The 16525-nt window shown below is 70.8% G+C and carries 21 protein-coding genes; 9 read left to right on the top strand and 12 right to left on the bottom strand.

Annotation, left to right across the window (positions count from 1 at the left end):
* Positions 1-21: 21 nt before the first annotated feature.
* Entirely contained in the window at positions 22-867 is an 846-nt protein-coding gene (locus Apa02nite_RS40930; RefSeq protein ID WP_203829864.1) for an SDR family NAD(P)-dependent oxidoreductase, read from the bottom strand.
* A 104-nt stretch (positions 868-971) separates the two neighbouring features.
* On the opposite strand from Apa02nite_RS40930, the gene Apa02nite_RS40925 reads away from it, so the two are divergent.
* From Apa02nite_RS40925 to Apa02nite_RS40910, 4 genes are all read left to right on the top strand, one after another.
* Complete coding sequence (locus Apa02nite_RS40925) at positions 972-1616, top strand: TetR/AcrR family transcriptional regulator (protein WP_203829863.1); 645 nt, start codon at positions 972-974, stop codon at positions 1614-1616.
* Between the two features lie 246 nt (positions 1617-1862).
* Positions 1863-2729, top strand: coding sequence for an AraC family transcriptional regulator (locus Apa02nite_RS40920; RefSeq protein ID WP_203829862.1), 867 nt, complete (start codon positions 1863-1865; stop codon positions 2727-2729).
* Between the two features lie 231 nt (positions 2730-2960).
* Entirely contained in the window at positions 2961-4133 is a 1173-nt protein-coding gene (locus tag Apa02nite_RS40915; RefSeq protein ID WP_203829861.1) for a hypothetical protein, read from the top strand.
* Positions 4134-4250: 117 nt separating this feature from the next.
* The gene (locus tag Apa02nite_RS40910; RefSeq protein ID WP_203829860.1) at positions 4251-5084 is read left to right on the top strand and encodes a MerR family transcriptional regulator; all 834 of its coding nucleotides are present in this window, start codon (positions 4251-4253) and stop codon (positions 5082-5084) included.
* A 77-nt stretch (positions 5085-5161) separates the two neighbouring features.
* Here the strand turns inward: Apa02nite_RS40910 and Apa02nite_RS40905 are convergent, their stop codons facing one another.
* The 3 genes from Apa02nite_RS40905 to Apa02nite_RS40895 form a co-directional block, all read right to left on the bottom strand.
* Positions 5162-5539: a VOC family protein gene (locus Apa02nite_RS40905; protein ID WP_203829859.1), complete on the bottom strand. Its 378-nt coding sequence runs from the start codon at positions 5537-5539 to the stop codon at positions 5162-5164.
* Between the two features lie 127 nt (positions 5540-5666).
* Complete coding sequence (locus Apa02nite_RS40900) at positions 5667-6008, bottom strand: VOC family protein (protein WP_203829858.1); 342 nt, start codon at positions 6006-6008, stop codon at positions 5667-5669.
* A 9-nt stretch (positions 6009-6017) separates the two neighbouring features.
* Complete coding sequence (locus tag Apa02nite_RS40895; RefSeq protein WP_239164902.1) at positions 6018-6665, bottom strand: cadmium resistance transporter; 648 nt, start codon at positions 6663-6665, stop codon at positions 6018-6020.
* Positions 6666-6713: 48 nt separating this feature from the next.
* Between Apa02nite_RS40895 and Apa02nite_RS40890 the strand changes: the two genes are divergently transcribed.
* On the top strand, positions 6714-8354 hold the full coding sequence (locus tag Apa02nite_RS40890; protein WP_203829857.1) for a methyl-accepting chemotaxis protein: 1641 nt from the start codon (positions 6714-6716) through the stop codon (positions 8352-8354).
* Here Apa02nite_RS40890 and Apa02nite_RS40885 read toward each other — a convergent pair.
* Complete coding sequence (locus Apa02nite_RS40885) at positions 8331-9197, bottom strand: serine hydrolase domain-containing protein (RefSeq protein ID WP_203829896.1); 867 nt, start codon at positions 9195-9197, stop codon at positions 8331-8333. The genes Apa02nite_RS40890 and Apa02nite_RS40885 overlap by 24 nt on opposite strands.
* Positions 9198-9293: 96 nt before the next feature.
* On the opposite strand from Apa02nite_RS40885, the gene Apa02nite_RS40880 reads away from it, so the two are divergent.
* Positions 9294-10178, top strand: coding sequence for an aldo/keto reductase (locus tag Apa02nite_RS40880; protein WP_203829856.1), 885 nt, complete (start codon positions 9294-9296; stop codon positions 10176-10178).
* A gap of 4 nt (positions 10179-10182) precedes the next feature.
* Here the strand turns inward: Apa02nite_RS40880 and Apa02nite_RS40875 are convergent, their stop codons facing one another.
* Complete coding sequence (locus Apa02nite_RS40875; protein ID WP_239164901.1) at positions 10183-11148, bottom strand: alpha/beta hydrolase; 966 nt, start codon at positions 11146-11148, stop codon at positions 10183-10185.
* 77 nt (positions 11149-11225) lie between these two features.
* Between Apa02nite_RS40875 and Apa02nite_RS40870 the strand changes: the two genes are divergently transcribed.
* Both Apa02nite_RS40870 and Apa02nite_RS40865 read left to right on the top strand, forming a co-directional pair.
* The gene (locus Apa02nite_RS40870; protein WP_203829855.1) at positions 11226-11777 is read left to right on the top strand and encodes a TetR/AcrR family transcriptional regulator; all 552 of its coding nucleotides are present in this window, start codon (positions 11226-11228) and stop codon (positions 11775-11777) included.
* A 248-nt stretch (positions 11778-12025) separates the two neighbouring features.
* Entirely contained in the window at positions 12026-12436 is a 411-nt protein-coding gene (locus Apa02nite_RS40865; RefSeq protein WP_203829854.1) for a hypothetical protein, read from the top strand.
* A gap of 4 nt (positions 12437-12440) precedes the next feature.
* Here Apa02nite_RS40865 and Apa02nite_RS40860 read toward each other — a convergent pair whose 3' ends face one another.
* Positions 12441-12851 (bottom strand): VOC family protein, encoded by a 411-nt coding sequence (locus tag Apa02nite_RS40860; protein ID WP_203829853.1) that lies wholly within the window; start codon positions 12849-12851, stop codon positions 12441-12443.
* The gene (locus Apa02nite_RS40855; RefSeq protein WP_203829852.1) at positions 12848-13303 is read right to left on the bottom strand and encodes a helix-turn-helix domain-containing protein; all 456 of its coding nucleotides are present in this window, start codon (positions 13301-13303) and stop codon (positions 12848-12850) included. Before Apa02nite_RS40855 ends, Apa02nite_RS40860 begins: the two co-directional genes overlap by 4 nt.
* Before the next feature lie 186 nt (positions 13304-13489).
* On the opposite strand from Apa02nite_RS40855, the gene Apa02nite_RS40850 reads away from it, so the two are divergent.
* Complete coding sequence (locus Apa02nite_RS40850) at positions 13490-13972, top strand: phosphatase domain-containing protein (RefSeq protein WP_203829851.1); 483 nt, start codon at positions 13490-13492, stop codon at positions 13970-13972.
* A gap of 5 nt (positions 13973-13977) precedes the next feature.
* Here the strand turns inward: Apa02nite_RS40850 and Apa02nite_RS40845 are convergent, their stop codons facing one another.
* The 4 genes from Apa02nite_RS40845 to Apa02nite_RS40830 all read right to left on the bottom strand — a co-directional run bounded on the left by Apa02nite_RS40845 (position 13978) and on the right by Apa02nite_RS40830 (position 16462).
* Positions 13978-14208 carry a hypothetical protein gene (locus Apa02nite_RS40845; protein WP_157441299.1) on the bottom strand — a complete coding sequence of 77 codons (231 nt, stop codon included), beginning with the start codon at positions 14206-14208 and terminating at the stop codon, positions 13978-13980.
* 43 nt (positions 14209-14251) lie between these two features.
* Positions 14252-15235 (bottom strand): hypothetical protein, encoded by a 984-nt coding sequence (locus Apa02nite_RS40840; protein ID WP_203829850.1) that lies wholly within the window; start codon positions 15233-15235, stop codon positions 14252-14254.
* Positions 15236-15324: 89 nt separating this feature from the next.
* Positions 15325-15885, bottom strand: coding sequence for a DinB family protein (locus tag Apa02nite_RS40835; protein ID WP_203829849.1), 561 nt, complete (start codon positions 15883-15885; stop codon positions 15325-15327).
* Positions 15875-16462 carry a hypothetical protein gene (locus Apa02nite_RS40830; protein WP_203829848.1) on the bottom strand — a complete coding sequence of 196 codons (588 nt, stop codon included), beginning with the start codon at positions 16460-16462 and terminating at the stop codon, positions 15875-15877. Before Apa02nite_RS40830 ends, Apa02nite_RS40835 begins: the two co-directional genes overlap by 11 nt.
* Positions 16463-16525: the final 63 nt, after the last annotated feature.

Genomic DNA, 16525 nt, shown 5'->3' with positions numbered 1-16525 from the left:
TCAACCAGCAGCTTCGATCAACTACTTCCCGGAGCGCTGAGCGACAGTCGGCGAGAAGAAGGTGGTGCGCCAGGCGTCGAAGTCGGCGTCGGGCAGGTGGCGGGCCCGGGCGGCGTCCGCGGTGTCGCCGCCGACGCGGAACCTGGTGAGGCCGGTGTCGTCGGTGGATGCGGCGAACACGGCGGCGGCCACGTCGTCCTCGGTGCCGAGATAGCCTGCTGGCGGCTCGACCTGGAACGCGGCCATCTGCTGCTGAATGAACGGCAGGTAGGCCGGCGGCGCCTCGATGCCCTCGAACCGCTTGCTGGTCTGCGCGAAGAACCCGGTGGTCGGCACGAACCCCGGCTCAACGACGGCGATCCGCACATTCTGGCCGGCCAGCTCGTAGCCCACCGCCTCGGAGAAGTTGTGCAGGGCGCCCTTGCTGGCGCCATACGCCGCCTGCAGCGGGGTCGGCAGCACGGCGCTGCTCGAGGTCACGTTGACGATCCGGCCGCCGCCCTGGCCGCGGAAGACCGGCAGCGCGGCCCGCACCAGGCGCATCGGCCCGAACACGTTGGTGTCGAACAACTCCTCGATCACGGCCTGCGGCGTGGTCTCGAAGACCGAGAACAGGCCCATTCCCGCGTTGTTGACCACCACGTCGAGCCGGCCGAACCGGGTGGTCGCCGCGGTCACCGCCGCCGCGACCGAGGCCTCGTCACGCACGTCGAGCGCCTGCACCAGCAGCCGCTCGGACGGCGCGCCGGACCACTGGGCCGGGTCCCGCAGCGTCGCCACCACGTTCCACCCCTCGATCAAGAACCTCTCCACCGTACGACGGCCGAAGCCCGACGAGCTGCCAGTGATGAGGACGGTCTGCGTCATGCCCACTCCCTAAATATACGGCGTAAATTTACTGTGTATAGCGACCGTAGCCCGCCGCCCCGCGACCGTCAACGCCGATTCCTATACGCGATATAGTGAGCCGCATGACGCCCCGTCCCCCGGCCTCCGAACGCCTCGACCGCGGTGAGCTGCTGTCCACCGCCCTGGCCATCGCGGACACCGACGGGCTCGACGCCGTCACGCTGCGCCGGGTCGCCGCCGACTGGAGCGTCACCCCGATGGCGCTGTACTGGCACTTCCAGCACAAGGACGCCCTGCTCGACGCGCTGGTCGAGCGGATGCTCGACGAGCTGGAGCTCCCCGGCGACGAGCCCGACCTGCGCACGGTGATGACCGCCCTGCTGCGCGTCCTGCGCGCGCACCCCGCGCTCGCCGAGATCACCCCGATCCGCCTGATGCGCACCGACGCCGGCCTCGACATGGGCGAACGGGTCGTCGGACTGCTGCGCGCCGAGGGCCACTCGCCGGTGGCCGCGGCCCAGCTGAGCGTGCTGCTGCTCAACGCGCTGATCGCGCTGGTGATCCGCCAGCCGGGTGAGACCGCCGTCGCCGACCCGGTGCAGCGAGACGCCCTGCTGGCCGCCAAACGCGCCCGGCTGAAGTCGCTCGACCCGCAGGCCTTCCCGCACCTGACCGAGACCGCCGACTTCTTCCTCGGCCTGCCCGACGAGCAGGAGTACTACGAACGCGGCCTGACCATGCTCCTCAACGGGGTGCGGCTCAGCTGACCAGGCCGGTCCGAATCCGGCCACTCGTGTTCCTGATGCCGCGTCGGTGGTGCTGCGCCGCCGCGATGCCTGATCCCGGCGCGACCTGCCCAGCCTGCCCGGCCTGATCTTCCCAGCCTGCCCGTCCGCCCATCCCGGCCCTCGCGACGGGGCCCGCCCGCCCCGCCCGGCATGATCGGATCGGGCCGCAACGATCGGGCGCGACCAGGCAGTACCCCGGCAGAGTCGACACCGAAAGGGGGCCCCATGATCACGGCACTCAACCGACTCGCCGACCTCGTCGAACAGCACCTCGGCACCGATGTCGACCTGGCCGGCGCGGCGCGATCAGCCGGCACCACCGAGCACCACCTCCGCCGGATGTTCTCGTCGCTGGCCGGGATGCCGCTGTCGGAGTACGTCCGCCGCCGCCGGATGACGATGGCCGCCGCCGACGTCATCCGCGGCGGTGACCTGCTCGGCATCGCCGTCCGGTACGGGTACGGCTCGGCCGAGGCGTTCGGCCGCGCGTTCCTGGCCGTCCACGGCGCCGGCCCGGGCACGGTGCGCCGCGACGGTGGCCCCCTTCGGACACAACCGCAGCTCAGGTTCCGCCTGACCGTCGAAGGGAGCACCTCCATGGACACCCGCATCGCCGACCGCCCCGCGTTCCGGCTCGCCGGCCACTCCGCCCGGGTCCCGCTGATCCACCACGGCCCGAACCCGCACGTCCAGCAGCACATCGCCGCCCTGCCGGCCGAGGAGCACCAACGGCTGAAAGCCCTCGCCGACACCGAACCGGCGGGCCTGCTGCAGGTCAGCGACGACCTGGACCCGGACCGCGCCGAGGGCAGCACGCTCACCTACCTGCACGGCGTGGCGGTCACCGCGGACACCCCGCTGCCCGGCGACCTCGACACCATCGAGGTGCCGGCCGGGGTGTGGGCGGTCTTCCGCAGCTCCGGGCCCTATCCGCTGGCCCTGCAACAGACCTGGGCCGCGACCGCCACCGAGTGGTTCCCGTCGAACCCGTGGCGGCTGCGCCCGGGCCCGGAGATCGTCGCGGTGCTCGACCGGGCGGCCGACTTCAGCACCGCGACCTGCGAGTTGTGGCTGCCGGTCGAGCCGGCCTGAGACTCCGGTACCCGTCTGTGCCCGGTCGTTCACGGATGTCCGTGGACGCCGGGCGCGGCGGCCCGGGCACCGACGGCGACCCGCGCGAGGCCACCGGCGAGAACCGGAACCGTCGACAGAATGGACAGAACCTCGGACGGCACGAGGCCGGCTCGGACGATGAGCGGGACGCTGCGCGCAGCCTCGACGCGCAGCGAACACCCCCGCTCCCCGTCCCCGTGGAGGATCTCGTTGTCCACCGCAGCCCGAGGGCTTCGCCTCGCCCTCACCGCCGTCCTCGCCCTGGTGCTGTCGTACACCGCCGTCGGTGCCGCACCGGTCGCGGCCGCCACCAGCAGCCCGATCGCCGGACTGACACTGATCAACGACGTGTCCCGCCGGCCCGTCCTCGGTGTCAGCCCGATCCTCGACGGCACCGTCGTCGACCTGACCCGGCTCGCCAACCGCAATCTGAGCATCCGCGCCGACCTCGTCGACGGCGCGACCGCCGGCAGCCTCCGGTTCACCCTGACCGGGGCCAGGGGCACCAGTTGGACGCGGATCGAATCGGTCGCGCCGTACTTCCTCTGCAACGACTACGTCGACTGCCCGCTGCTCGCGACCGCCGACACCTACACCCTGACCGTGCAGGCCTACACCGGGACGAACGCCACCGCCGCCCCGCTCGGCGCCGCCTCGACGATCCGCTTCACGATCTCGGCCACCGCGGTCGCGAGCACGGCGATCGACGTCCTGTTCGTCGGCAACAGCCTGATCGGCACCGCCACCGCCTCCACCGGCCAGGACACCCCGCGGGTACTGCAGAGCATGGCCGCCGCGACCGGGCGGACCGTGACCGTCACCGAGGTCATCCACTTCGGGAACACGCTCGCCCAGACGTGGAACGCCGGCGAGGTCGCCGCGGCGGTCAACGGCACCACGAAGTACGACTACGTCGTGCTGCAGGAGTACAGCTCCCTGGTGGCGACCGACCTGCCGGCCGCGAGCAGCACCCTGGTGGGCACGTACGCCCCGGCGGTCGCGAAGGTGCTCAAGCCCGGCGGCAAGGTGGTGCTGTTCAAGAACTGGGCGACCGTCGACCCGGCGCCGTTCCCGTCCCGGGCCGCCTACGTCGCGGCGCTCGACAAGAACTACGCCACGCTCGCGGCCCGGCTGACCCTGCCCGGCATCGTCGCACCGGTCAGTGACACGTTCGAGCCGCTGATTGCCGCGAACGGCACGTCGTACCTGATCGTCGCGGACGGCAAGCACCCGCACGGCCGCGCGATCTACCTGAACGCCGCCACCCTGTACGGCATCCTGTTCCGCACCTCGCCGCGACCGGTGCCGAACCTGTACGTCGACAGCGACACCACCACCGCACCGGCCCTGCGTGACGCCGCGGCCACCGCCATCGGTTACTGAGCCCGGCATGGCCACCGCCCCTGCCGGCATCAGCCGGGCCGGACGCCGGACGCCGCCGCTCGGGACCGTGCCGCGTGGATTTGCCTTTGTGGTTACTGGAGGGCGCAACCTGGTGGCATGTTGTCGATCAGCGAGTTCAGCGAGATGTGCCACCTGTCGCCGCAGGCCCTGCGCTTCTATCACGCCGAGGGCCTGCTCGTGCCGGCCGACGTCGACGAGCGGACCGGTTACCGCTCGTACGCGTTCGAGCAGGTGGAACGGGCCATGATCGTCACCCTGCTGCGCGACACCGGGATGAGCGTCAAACTCGTGCGGCAGTCGCTCGACGAGCCGGACCGGGCCGCGGCGCTGCTCGCGTCGCACGACGCGGAGCTCCGGCGCCAACGCGCAGCCCAGGACGAGGCGATCCGGGCCGCCCGCGCGCTGTCCGTGGCGCAGCCGCAACCCCGGCAGCGGCACCGGCCCGCGACGACCGTGGTCGCCAGGATGGTGCACGGCACCCCGCTCGGACGCGACGCGCGGGAGTGGGAAACGGCCGAGGCTGCCATCGCCGCGGCCTCGGACGACCTGGTCCGGCTGCTGGAGGAGGCCGGCATCACCCGGCTGGGCCGGCCGTGGCGGGCCCTGGCGCTGGAGAGCCCGGAGCAGGATCGGCGCGTCCTGGACGGCGAGGGCCCGTTCTGGATCGTAAAGGTCGCGGTGGCCGCGACCGCTGCGGCCCTCACCGCGCTGCCGGCCGGGACCGACGTGCAGGAGCATCCGGCGTACGACGAAATGTCGATCTTCATGCCCGGCCGCCACACCATGGCGCAGTACTGCACCACGATCCTGCGCCTGTTGGATGCCCAGCCGCTCGATGACGACAGGTTCGTCAACGTGGCCCGCCTGCGCCAGGAGATCCACGAGGACGGCGTCCTGAGCAGCGCGCCCGTCGAACCCCGACCGCAGTGATCACCCCGCGCGGATGGCACCCGCGGCGTCAACCCGGCGCAGTCCACGCCCGGCACCGACGCGAGCCGTTGCCGCCGTCAGCCGTTCGGGCGTGCTGCGATGGCCTGCAGCGACCAGCGGTTGCCGTCGGGGTCCTGGAAGTACACGAAGTCACCCCACGGCTGCGGGTCGACCTCGCCGGCCTCGACGCCCACAGCCAGCAACTGTTTGCGGGCGGCCTCGGCGTCGGCCACCACCACCTGGATCTCCTGCGTGCCCGGCACCTTCGCGGTGATGCCGTCCCCGATCACGATCGAGCAGGCCGACCCGGGCGGTGTGAGCTGCACGAATCGCAGGCCCTCCCGGACCTGATGGTCGACGTCGGCGGTGAAGCCGATCCGCTGATAGAACGCCTTGGCCCGATCCACATCGGTCACCGGCACTGGCACGAGCTCGATTTTCCACGTCACGGTCATGCCTCCACCCTGCCCGCAATTGCGGTCAGAACCTGTCCGTTGCCGACGGCGCCTCATCAGGCACCGGCATGATCGCCAGCTATCCCGTCGCGGACTTCTTCGACGATCTGCCCTGACGCGCGATCGGTCACGCCGGGGCACCGCCGAGGCCGATCTCGTTGCCGTCCGGGTCGCGGAAGAGCGCTTTGCGCACTCCGTTGTCGTACACCTCAAAATCGGCCGGAGTCAGGCCCCGGCCAGCGATCTCGGCCAACCGCGCGTCGAAGTCGCTGAAGAAGAGCGTCTGCATCGCGTGCCCGGCGCGCTCCGGCCGCACCTCGATGTAGAAGTACCGGTTCTCGGCGACCTCCCACACCGCCTCCACGTCGTTGGGCAGGAACGACGGCGGCCCGCCGAGCAGCCGCTCATACCAGGCCACGGCCGCGGCGTAGTCACGCACGGCGATGCCCGCGAAGAGGTCCACAGTCACGGCCCGATGCTATGCCAGGCCGAACGCGCCGCCCTCGACCACAATCAGCAGGCCGATACCGATCAGCACGACCGGAAGCAGCACGTGTCCCCACCTGCTGAGGGCCTTGGCGATCACCGGGCGGGTCGCGAAGTACCGCCCGGCAGCGACCCACACCGCGACCAGGACCAGGAAGACCGCCACATACACGCTCATCCCGCCGACGCCGGCCGTGGCGAACACCGGCACGTAGACCCCGATGTTGTCCCCGCCGTTGGCGAACGTCACCGCGGCCACCTCGAGGATCCCCGGCCCACCCGACCCCGCTTCCGGACCGTCATCGTCGTCGTCGCCCCGGTGCCGCCACGCCTGCACCGCAGCCTTGACCCCGAGAGCGAGCGGCAACAACCCGAGATACGGAACAGCGCTCTCCGGCAGGAACGTCGCACCGAACGCGGCCGCCACCGCGACCGCCACGATCGCGGTGAACCCCAGGTACTGCCCCGCGGCGATGTTCCGGGTCGCGCCCTTGACCCCGGCGCCCTGGGCGAAGAACAGCGCGAGGATGACGATGTCGTCGATGTTGGTGACGGCGAACAAGCCCACGGCCTGACCGATGATGCCCAGGCTCACGTGTGCCGCACCCGCTTTCTTGCCGTCGAGCAAGGAGCGTCTCACAGCCGGAAAAGTCCTACACCAGACAACGCCTCCTCATACCGTGTGAAGATGATCAGCGAGGGGTCCCTGAGGCCCGGCGAAGCCATCCCGACCTCCACGAGGCGTCAGCTCTTCGCCGATCTCAGCGTCCGGGTCAAGATCCTGGCCGCGATCGCGGTCGCGGCCGCCGTCGCACTGGTAGTCGGGATCGTCACGCTGTTCGCGCTGAGCAAGGCAGCGGACTCGGCACAGGCGATCTACTCCAACAACGTCGCCAACGTGTCCCAGGTCGGCCAGATCGAGGCCGCGTTCGCGCTGGCCCGCCTGCATCTGGCCACCTCGGCCATCGCGCCCGACGACGCCACCAGCGACAAGTACCACACCGCCTACACCGAGGACCTGACCGCTCTGGACCAGGCGATCTTCAACTACCGCGACGGCACCTTCGCCGGTGATCCGGCGGTGCTCGCCGACGTGACCGCGAACGTGGCCCTCTACAAGCAGGCCGTCGAGAACAAGCAGGCCGCTGCCGCGTCCGGCAACGACTACGCCACCTGGACCAAGGTCAACGAGCAGGACGTCGCACCGATCGCCGACAAGATCAACGCCGACGTGCAGGCGCTCACCGCCTCGGAAGCGGCCGACGCGTCAGCTGCCGCCGCCGCCGCGCGGTCCACCGCCACCTCCAGTCGTACGCTGTCCATCTCGCTGCTCAGCATCGGTCTGTTACTCGCCCTCGGTCTCGGGGTGGTCGTGGCCGGAGCGATCGTGAGATCGCTGGCCCGGGTCCGGGACGTGTGCGACGCGCTCGCCGCCGGCGATCTCACCCACAGCAGCGGGCTCACCTCCCACGACGAGCCCGGCCTGATGGGTCAGGCCCTCGACGCGGCGATGGCCCGGCTGCGCGCCACCGTCGCCACCATCGACGGCTCCGCGACATCACTGGCCGGCGCGTCCGAGGAGCTGTCGAGCGTCTCGTCGCAGATCGCCGCGTCCGCGCAGAAGACCTCGGCGCAGGCGCAGACGGTGTCGGCGGCCGCGGAGGAGATCTCCCGCAGCGTCGACACGGTGTCGGCGGGCAGCGAGCAGATGGGCGCCTCGATCCGGGAGATCTCGCAGAACGCCAGCGAGGCGGCCCAGGTGGCCGGCGAAGCGGTCGGCCTGGCCGCGTCCACCACCACGACGATGAGCAAGCTCGGGGCGTCGTCGGCCGAGATCGGCAACGTGATCAAGGTGATCACCGCGATCGCCGAGCAGACGAACCTGCTGGCGCTCAACGCCACCATCGAGGCGGCCCGGGCCGGTGAGATGGGCAAGGGTTTCGCCGTCGTCGCGTCCGAGGTCAAGGACCTGGCTCAGGAGACCTCCCGGGCGACCGGGGACATCTCCCAGCGGGTCGAGGCGATCCAGGCCGACACCCGCGGGGCGGTGACCGCGATCGAGGAGATCTCGCGGGTGATCGGCCGGATCAGCGAGTTCCAGACCACGATCGCCTCGGCCGTCGAGGAGCAGACCGCGACGACCTCGGAGATGAACCGCAGCGTCGGCGAGGCCGCCACCGGCACCGCCGACATCGCGCAGACCATCACCGGCGTCGCCGAAGCCGCCCGTGTCACCAGCGAGGGCGTCGTACAGTCCCAGCACGCCACGCGCGAACTAGCCCGCCTGTCCACCGAGCTCAGCGGCCTAGTCACCGCGTTCCGCTATTGACCGGATCGTCGCCATGTCGAGCACATCGCTGTTGGTCAGCACGACGAACCGCCGCTCGACCGACGGCACGACCGCGGCGAACGCCTTGAACCCCGCGTTGTCCCCGCTGTGGTGCCACCACCGCCGCCCACCAGCCGTCTCACCGGTGAACACGCCGTACCCATAACCGCTCTGCTCCGCACCCTTACCGGTCGGCGCCGGATCGAGGCACAGCCGCCCGAACAGCTCCGAATCCAACCAGGTCAGCACATCCTCAGCGGTCGACCAGACATCGCCGGCCCCCATCCCGACCACGTCCAGTTCCCAGCTGGGCACCGGCTGGCCCGCGACGTCATGACCGCTCGCCACGTCCGGCTCATCCCCGGGCATCCCGGCGAACGTCCGGCTCAGACCGAGCGGCCCAAAAATCCGATCACCCAAAAACTTTCGGTACGGAGTGTCTGCCGCCCGCTCCACCACGTGCGCGAGCAGCACATACCCGGCACTGCTGTAGCTCCAGCCCCCACCCGGCGCAAACTTCAACGGCACGGCGTGGAACGTCGTCAGCAACTCCTCCGGCGGCACCCACACCGCCAGATCGATCATCGGATAGTCCTCCCAATGACCGAGCCCCGACGTGTGCCGAAGCAGCTGCCGCAGAGTGATCCCCCGCCACTCGCCCGGGCACCCGGAGATCCACCGCCCCACCGGATCGTCCAGCCCCAGCACACCCTGCTCAACAAGCAACAGCACCGCAGCCGCCGTGAACTGCTTGCTCACCGAGGCGAGCTGATACCGCTCCCGAGTGGTCTCATCGACAACAACGTCACTCCCCTGTCGTACCAAAATCTCGGTCCGCACCATGCCGCCGACCCTAAACCGGGGAGTCCGAAAGCCGCCGCCCTGACCGGTAATGGCAGTACCTCTCACACCGCCGGACGGACGCCTACCGTCGAAGGCATGAGCCAGCAACTCCTCCTCAACAACGGCATCCCGATGCCCGCCCTCGGCCTGGGCGTCTTCCAGAGCCCGCCCGAGGAGACCGCCGCCGCGGTCGAGGCCGCGCTGATCGCCGGGTACCGGCACATCGACACCGCTGCCGCGTACGGCAACGAGCGGCAGGTCGGTGACGGCATCCGCCGCTCAGGCATCGACCGCGGCGAGATCTTCATCGAGACCAAGGTCTGGGTCAGCGACTACGGGTACGGCGAGACCCTCCACGCGTTCGAGAAGGCCACCCGCAAGCTCGGCGTCGACCAGATCGACCTGCTGATCCTGCACCAGCCCGCGCCGGACCGCTTCGACCGTACGATCGCGGCCTACCGTGCCCTGCAGCAACTCCTCGCCGACGGGAAGGTCCGCTCGATCGGGGTCAGCAACTTCATGCGCCATCACCTGAGGGATCTGCTCGCGCAGGCCGACGTGGTCCCCGCCGTGAACCAGATCGAGCTGCACCCGTACTTCGCCCAGCCGGACGTGCAGAAGGCGAACGCCGAGCACGGCATCCTCACCCAGGCGTGGTCGCCGATCGGTGGCATCACGTTCTATCCGGGCTGGGGTGAGGACCGCCGCAACGTCCTGCAGGATCCGGTGATCGCCGGGATCGCCGCCGCGCACGCCAAGACGCCCGCCCAGGTGATGCTGCGCTGGCAGCTGCAGCACGGCCGGTCGGCGATCCCGAAGTCCACGAATCCGGGCCGGATCGCGGAGAACTTCGCGGTCTTCGACTTCGAGCTGACCGCCGAGCAGCTCGCGGGCATCGACGCCCTGGACACCGGCGTCCGCAACGGCCCGGACCCGGACGTGCCCCGCCCGTTGTTCGAGCGAGTCATCCCGGAGGACTGACCGATCACGGCGCCAGGTGGTCCCGTAAGAACTCAGTGATCTCCGCCCGCGCGGCCCGGGCCTGCGGGACCACCCCCGGCATGCTCAGGAACGCGTGGGTGGCCCCGGGATGCTCGGTGAGCCGCGCGGGCGTCCCGGCCGCCCGCAGCCGCGCGGCGTACGCCCGGCCCTGGTCCGCGAGCGGGTCCAGGGTCGGCACCACGATCAGGGCCGGGGCGAGCCGGCCCAGGTCGGCGGCGGCCAGCGGCGACACCGCCCGGGCGTCGGCACCGTCCGGCACGGCGAGGCGCCGCACGAACTCCAGCAGCGGCACGCTCAGCATCGGCGCGTCGGCGTGCTCCCGTATCGACGGGTAGTCCAGCGCCGTCGCGGTCAGGTCGGCACACGGGTTGACGAGCACCTGGGCCCGCAGCGGCAGCCCGTCGTCGCGGGCCCGCAGCGCGGCCATCGCGGTGACCGCCGCGCCGCCGCTCTCCCCGAACACCGCGACCCGCGCGGGGTCGACACCCCACTCATCGGCCAGGCGTACCACCTCGCACAGCACGTCCCAGCCGTCGTCGACGGCGGCCAGCATCGGCGTCCGCGGGCCGATCAGCCGGTGCTCGACCGAGACGACCACGGCGGGCAGCCGGGCGGCGAGGTGACTGTTGATCCAGTCGCTCTGCGGGGCGGTGCCGACGAACGCGCCGCCGTGCACGTGCACGACCAGCGGCAGGGCCACGCCGGACGGGCGCGCCGGCCGGTGCACGCGCACCCGCAGCTCGTGCTCCGGCAGCGCCACCCGCTGCCAGCCGATCACGGCCTTCCGGTCCGGGAACCCGCTGATCACCCGGGTCAGCCGGGCCGACCGGGTGCGGTTCTCCGCATCCCGGTACGCCACCAGCTGCTCATCCGACATCGCCGCCCAGTCCGGCTCCTTCCGCAGTGCCCGCAGGATCCGGATCCCCCGTGCCGCCCGCTCGTCACCCATCGGTCCTCCTCGATCGCCGCTATTACGCTACCTGAGGTATCGATACTAGAAGTAGCATAACTCGCTAGGGTGAGACCATGGCTTCCTCGACCCGCGCGCCCGGCCGTCCCCGCTCCGGCATCGACGCCACGGTCTTCGCCGCCACGCTGAGCACCGTCCACGAGCTGGGCTACACCCGCGCCACCGTCGACCGGATCGCCGCCACCGCAGGCATCGCGAAGACCACCGTCTACCGCCGCTGGCCCACCAAGGGCGCCCTGATCACCGCATGCCTCGTCGACGCGTTCGGCTCGGCCCCACTGACCGGAACCGATCGCCTGGAAATCATCGCCGCGGCCATCCGCTGGATCGCCGCCCGCATCGGCGAACCGGGCATCGGCGCCGCGTTCGCCGGCGTCTTCACCGACGCGGTCAACGACCCCGACCTGCGCCAGGTCCTCTCCACCCAGTTGCAGGACCCCTACCGCCTGGCCCTCCAGGAGGTCCTCAACGAACCCGAACACCGAGTCCTGTTCCTCATCGACGTCGTCGTCGGCACGCTGCTGCACCGCCTCGGCATGACCGGGAAACCCATGTCCGCCCCAGACGTGGACGCCTTGGTCCAGATGGTCCTGCAAACCTTCCGCTAAACCCTGTTTGGTACGAATACCGAGCGCCCGCCCGTAGGCTACGAGCCACGTCCCGCCCGTGAGGCCACGCGACACCCGTGCCCACTCCGGACCGCAGCGCGCCCCCAGACTTTGGCTGGCCCCCAGGGGTGTCTCCGCGTCGCGGAGACACCCCTGGGGGCCAGCCGGGACCGTGAGTCGCGCGACGGTCCGGAGTGGGCACGGTCTCGCGCGGTGAGCGACGCGGCGCGGGCTCTACACTCCCCGCGATGGATGTGCTCTGGTCCGCGACGGACCCGAAGACGCGCCGCTTCTCCGCCGCCCCGGTGCGGTCCGACTCGGCGGCGTTGGAGGACCGTGTCCAGAGGCTGCGGAAGCGACGCATCCGCGGCTACCTCGAGGCGGAGATCCCGGACACCGAGTCTCCGCAGCTCACCATGGGCTTCCGTGGCGAGTATGCGGTCATCCACATGATCGTCGAGGCCCCGGAGCCGCTCTCGTTCCTGCTCCTCGGGGACGGCAGCGTGCCCGACGAGGCCTACGTCCAACTGCCGGTCATGGACGAGCTGGCCAGGTTCTACGGCGACGTCGTCCAGGAGGTCGAACACGCCTGGCACCTGATGCAAGCCTTCCTCCGCACCGGCCGTCCCGACGACCTCGGCGAGTGGCGAGCGCTGTGAGCGGTCATCCGCCCTGCTGGACGATGCGGATCGGGTTGCCGGACGGGTCGCGCAGGCCCAGGTCGACGCCGTAGAAGTGCTTCGTGGGCTCCTGGGTGAAGTCCGTAACGCCGCGCTGCCTCAGGGTTTCGAACAGCTTGTACGCGTCGTCGGTCGTGAATACCAGGCCGGTCAACGCACCCTTGCTGATCAGCTCGCGTAGCTGCTCCGCGGTCGCCTCGTCGTGCAGCGGGGCGCCCGGCTGTTCCAGAGCGATCTCGGTGCCGGTCGTACCCGGGACCCGGACGGTCAGCCAGCGGTAGTCGCCCTGCCGCACGTCATTGCCCTTCTCCAAACCGAGTTTGTCCACGTAGAAGTCCAGCGCCTCGTCCTTGTCAAGAACGTAGATGGACGTCACGTTCAGCGTGGTGATCACGTCGCGTTCTCCTTTGCCGACGATTCCGGACCGTCGCCCAGGCTAGAACCGGTCGCCGGGCCGCTGCTTATCCGAAACTGCGCCATCTGCACACAGCCGGGCACGACCACCGGCCCGTTCCCCCGCCGGTAGCCCGACGGCGTTTCCCCGACGATCACCCGGAACGTCCGGCTGAAGGTGCCGAGGCTGGCGAAACCCACCTCGAAGCAGATCTCGGTGACGCTGCGCCCGGTCTCGCGCAGCAGGAACATCGAACGCTCGACCCGTCGCCGCTGCAGGTAGCGGTGCGGTGTCTCCCCGAACGCGTCCCGGAAGCAGCGGCTGAAATGGGCCGGGGAGAGGTGCGCGACCGCCGCGATGGCCCGCACGTCGAGCGGCCGGGCAAACCCGCGGTCGATGGCGTCCCGCGCCCGCAGCAGCCGCCGGTTGAGCACCTCGGTCTCCCGGCTCACGACGCCCGCCGCATGTCCATCGCAGTCACCCCCGGTGGAGACCGTCATCGTAAACGGGCGCGGCCGCGACCTCGCGCCGGGACGGTCTCGCGGCGGCCTCACGGGCGGGACGCGGCTCGTGGCCTACGGACGGACGCTCGGCATTCGTACCAAAAATGCTGTTGCGCGGTCCGGGAGGATGGGGGCATGTCTGATGTACCGCTGGCCGTTTTTGATGTGGATGGGGTGGTTGCCGACGTTCGCCATCGGCTGAAGCATCTCGCGAGCCGGCCGAAGAACTGGCAGGCGTTCTTCGCCGCCGCCGACCGTGACGAGCCGTTGCAGCCCGGGCTGGACCTGGTGCACCGCTATGTCCGTGACCATCGACTGGTCTGGCTGACCGGGCGCCCGGAGCGGCTGCGGGTGGTGACCGAACGCTGGTTCGCCGACCACGGGCTACCTGCCGGACGGCTGCTGATGCGGCCCGATAATGATCGGCGGGCGGCGCGCGACTACAAGAGTGATCGGCTGCGCCGGCTGGCCGCCGGCGGGACCGTGGCGGTGGTGGTCGACGACGATCCGGAGGTGGTCGCGCGACTACGGCGCGACGGGCATCCGGTGCAGCTGGCCGACTGGGTCCCGCATGCCAAGACGCTGCGGCAGGCGCAGGAGCGCGACGGCCGGACCTGACCGCTTCAGATCGTCGTGTCCGGCGCTCGCCGCACCAGCCGGTCGGCGCGCCGGCCGATCTCCTTGGCCCGCGCGGTCACCCGGTCGCCGAGGGCGTGCAGCCGGGCTCGGGTGGCCGGATCGGGCGATTCCTCCGCGCTGCGGTGCAGCATCGCCTCGGTGATCTCCAACTGGTCGGCGGTGTCGTGCATGGCGGCGGTGGTCCGCTGCCGGCGAGTTGCTTCGTCCGAGGTCACAGGCATGCTCTACCCGCCCACCCGGATGATCATGCGTGATCGGTCACCGGACCCATCGTGAGACCGCTTCGAAGCCGGCGGCCTGCTCCATCCAGAAGTATCCGTACGCCGGTGTGCTCCCGAGATACGGCCCGATCTGCGCGAGCAGCGCCTTGGTGCCGGCGCGGTCCCGGTCGGCCAGGTGGTTGGCGAGCGCCAGCCAGTGCCGCAGCGTGACACCCCGTCCGATCAGGCGAGGCTCGCCGGCCGCGCGCCATTTGCCCGCGCACCACTCGATCTCCTGGATCACTTCGGGGCGGCGGAAGTAGTCCGTCTTCGCGGCGAGCGACTCGGCACGGGACTCGAATCCGTATTCACGCAGCGCGTACTCGAAATGGGCCAGCAGCGGCAGCAGGGTCACCGACGAACCGGGCGGCGCGGCGGCGGCCGGTTCACGGGCCGCCGCGAACATCTCCTCGTGCGAACCGAACCACTTCTGGCAGCGGAACGACACCGCCATCAGGTGCGCCTCGAAGTGGAACTCATCGCGCGCCAGCGCCTCGCCCAGCGCCGTGTCGAACTCCTCGCGGTGCTGACGCCCGTTGGCGAACATCGCGTCCAGCCTGGTCACCCACGGGTACGGATCGTCCGGGTTGAGCTCCACGGCCCGCTGCCCGGCCTCGGCCGCGAGGGCGGACAGCCGGTGGAACTCATGGAACTGCTCCGGACTGGTGTTCCGCGCGGACGCGCCGCCCCGCGCCTGACCGGCCAGCTCGGTCAGGCCTTCGGCCCGCAGGATCGCGACTGTCGCGTCGCCGGGCACTGTCGCCTCCCACGTGTGCACCCAGTGCGGGTGGTGCCCGGCCGCGATCCCGAGCACCGCGAGCCGCCGGCTGCGCAGCTCCCAGTCCCGCCCGGTGCTCTGCAGCAGGTGCAGGGCGGCCGGCCAGTCACCGCGTAACGCCCGGTCGCGCGCGTTGCGCATGTACAGGTCAGCCTGGCCGGGGTCGAGATCCGGGAGGAACGGCTTGCGGGAGCGTCCGAACATCCGGTGATCATAGGATCCCGGCCGGCGCGGGTTCCGCGGCCACCCGCGGCCGGGCGCCGATCAGCGTGACCGCGAGCAGCAGCCCGCGGTCACTGGCCGGTGCGGCCGTCGATGCACTCGCGCAGCAGGTCGGCGTGCCCGGCGTGCCGGGCGTACTCCTCGACCATGTGGATCAGGATGTCGCGGACGGTGTACCGGTCGCCGCCGGGCATCACCACGAAAGCGCCGAGGTCGGTCAGCTCGTCCAGCCACCGGTCGGCGGACGCGATCTGCTCCCGCCAGCTGGCGAACGCGTCCTCGACCACGGCCGCATCCGCCACCGCGCCGTCGAAGTCGAGATCCTTGTTGTCGTCGGACCAGTACGGCCGTGCTTCGTCGTGCAGACCTTGCAGGGACCGCCGGAACCAGCCGTGCTCGACCTGGGCCATGTGCCGGACCAGCCCGAGCAGGCTCATCGTGGACGGCGGCACCGACCGGGTGGCCAGCTGCTCCGGGGTCAGGCCCTGGCACTTCAGGTCCAACGTGAGCCGGTAGTTGGTCAGGTAGAGCCGGATCGTCGCCAGCTCACCGTCCGGGCTCTCGGTGGCCCGCGGATCGTCCTCGGGCTTCACCCAGCTGCCGTTGTAGCCGACCACTCGCTCAGTTGTCATGCTCCGATCCTGGCCGAACCGGCCCCCGCGAGCCACCCGTTAACGCCACGACACGGCCGGCGGACCAGCCGGGGGCGCGCCCGCCGACCGGCAGCGGTACGTCACCGGCCGGGTAGCCGGCCCGGGTCAGCAGCCAGGAGATCAGCGAGTTGGAGTTCCACATGTCGCCAGTGCCGAGCTCGTCGCGGCCCCAGGTCGCCGTCGGGAACGACGGCACCAGCGCGAGCAGCCGAGCGGCCAGCTCCGGGTCGGTGCTCAGCGGCACGGGACCGCCGACGGCGAACGCGGCGTCCGGGATCCGGCCGTGACGCCAGCGCCGCACCTCGTAACGGAACAGCGCGGACCGGCCCAGCCACCGCAGTCCGACCGGCCCCTCGGCGACCACCCCGCGGTTCGGCTCGCGCAGACTCCAGACCGGGGCCATCTCGATCACGTACTCGCCGACCGCCAGCGCGCAGTGGTACAGGTCGCGGGGAGCGCGGTGCTCCCGGCGGGCACTCATCGTCTCGTAGCAGGCGCCGCTCCAGCGCACCACGCGAGCGCCGCCCGCGCCGAGGGGCAACCAGTAGAGAGTCATCTCCGCATCCTGTGGCGGCGCGCGGCGCCACGGTAGGGCCGACGGACACCGGTAATGGCAGTA

Origin of the sequence: Actinoplanes palleronii (assembly GCF_016862315.1) — a bacterium.
GTDB classification, from domain to species: domain Bacteria; phylum Actinomycetota; class Actinomycetes; order Mycobacteriales; family Micromonosporaceae; genus Actinoplanes; species Actinoplanes palleronii.
This window is presented reverse-complemented; position numbering and strand designations above follow the sequence as displayed.

What these genes read in the sequence shown, in the direction of transcription:
- Apa02nite_RS40905 (WP_203829859.1), bottom strand. Translation starts at nt 5,539, where the DNA reads ATGACCGTGACGTGGAAAATCGAGCTCGTGCCAGTGCCGGTGACCGAT.
- Apa02nite_RS40840 (WP_203829850.1), bottom strand. Translation starts at nt 15,235, where the DNA reads ATGTTCGGACGCTCCCGCAAGCCGTTCCTCCCGGATCTCGACCCCGGC.
- Apa02nite_RS40885 (WP_203829896.1), bottom strand. Translation starts at nt 9,197, where the DNA reads ATGGTGCGGACCGAGATTTTGGTACGACAGGGGAGTGACGTTGTTGTC.
- Apa02nite_RS40890 (WP_203829857.1), top strand. Translation starts at nt 6,714, where the DNA reads ATGATCAGCGAGGGGTCCCTGAGGCCCGGCGAAGCCATCCCGACCTCC.
- Apa02nite_RS40930 (WP_203829864.1), bottom strand. Translation starts at nt 867, where the DNA reads ATGACGCAGACCGTCCTCATCACTGGCAGCTCGTCGGGCTTCGGCCGT.
- Apa02nite_RS40850 (WP_203829851.1), top strand. Translation starts at nt 13,490, where the DNA reads ATGTCTGATGTACCGCTGGCCGTTTTTGATGTGGATGGGGTGGTTGCC.
- Apa02nite_RS40835 (WP_203829849.1), bottom strand. Translation starts at nt 15,885, where the DNA reads ATGACAACTGAGCGAGTGGTCGGCTACAACGGCAGCTGGGTGAAGCCC.
- Apa02nite_RS40865 (WP_203829854.1), top strand. Translation starts at nt 12,026, where the DNA reads ATGGATGTGCTCTGGTCCGCGACGGACCCGAAGACGCGCCGCTTCTCC.
- Apa02nite_RS40830 (WP_203829848.1), bottom strand. Translation starts at nt 16,462, where the DNA reads ATGACTCTCTACTGGTTGCCCCTCGGCGCGGGCGGCGCTCGCGTGGTG.
- Apa02nite_RS40910 (WP_203829860.1), top strand. Translation starts at nt 4,251, where the DNA reads ATGTTGTCGATCAGCGAGTTCAGCGAGATGTGCCACCTGTCGCCGCAG.
- Apa02nite_RS40925 (WP_203829863.1), top strand. Translation starts at nt 972, where the DNA reads ATGACGCCCCGTCCCCCGGCCTCCGAACGCCTCGACCGCGGTGAGCTG.
- Apa02nite_RS40870 (WP_203829855.1), top strand. Translation starts at nt 11,226, where the DNA reads ATGGCTTCCTCGACCCGCGCGCCCGGCCGTCCCCGCTCCGGCATCGAC.
- Apa02nite_RS40880 (WP_203829856.1), top strand. Translation starts at nt 9,294, where the DNA reads ATGAGCCAGCAACTCCTCCTCAACAACGGCATCCCGATGCCCGCCCTC.
- Apa02nite_RS40920 (WP_203829862.1), top strand. Translation starts at nt 1,863, where the DNA reads ATGATCACGGCACTCAACCGACTCGCCGACCTCGTCGAACAGCACCTC.
- Apa02nite_RS40875 (WP_239164901.1), bottom strand. Translation starts at nt 11,148, where the DNA reads ATGGGTGACGAGCGGGCGGCACGGGGGATCCGGATCCTGCGGGCACTG.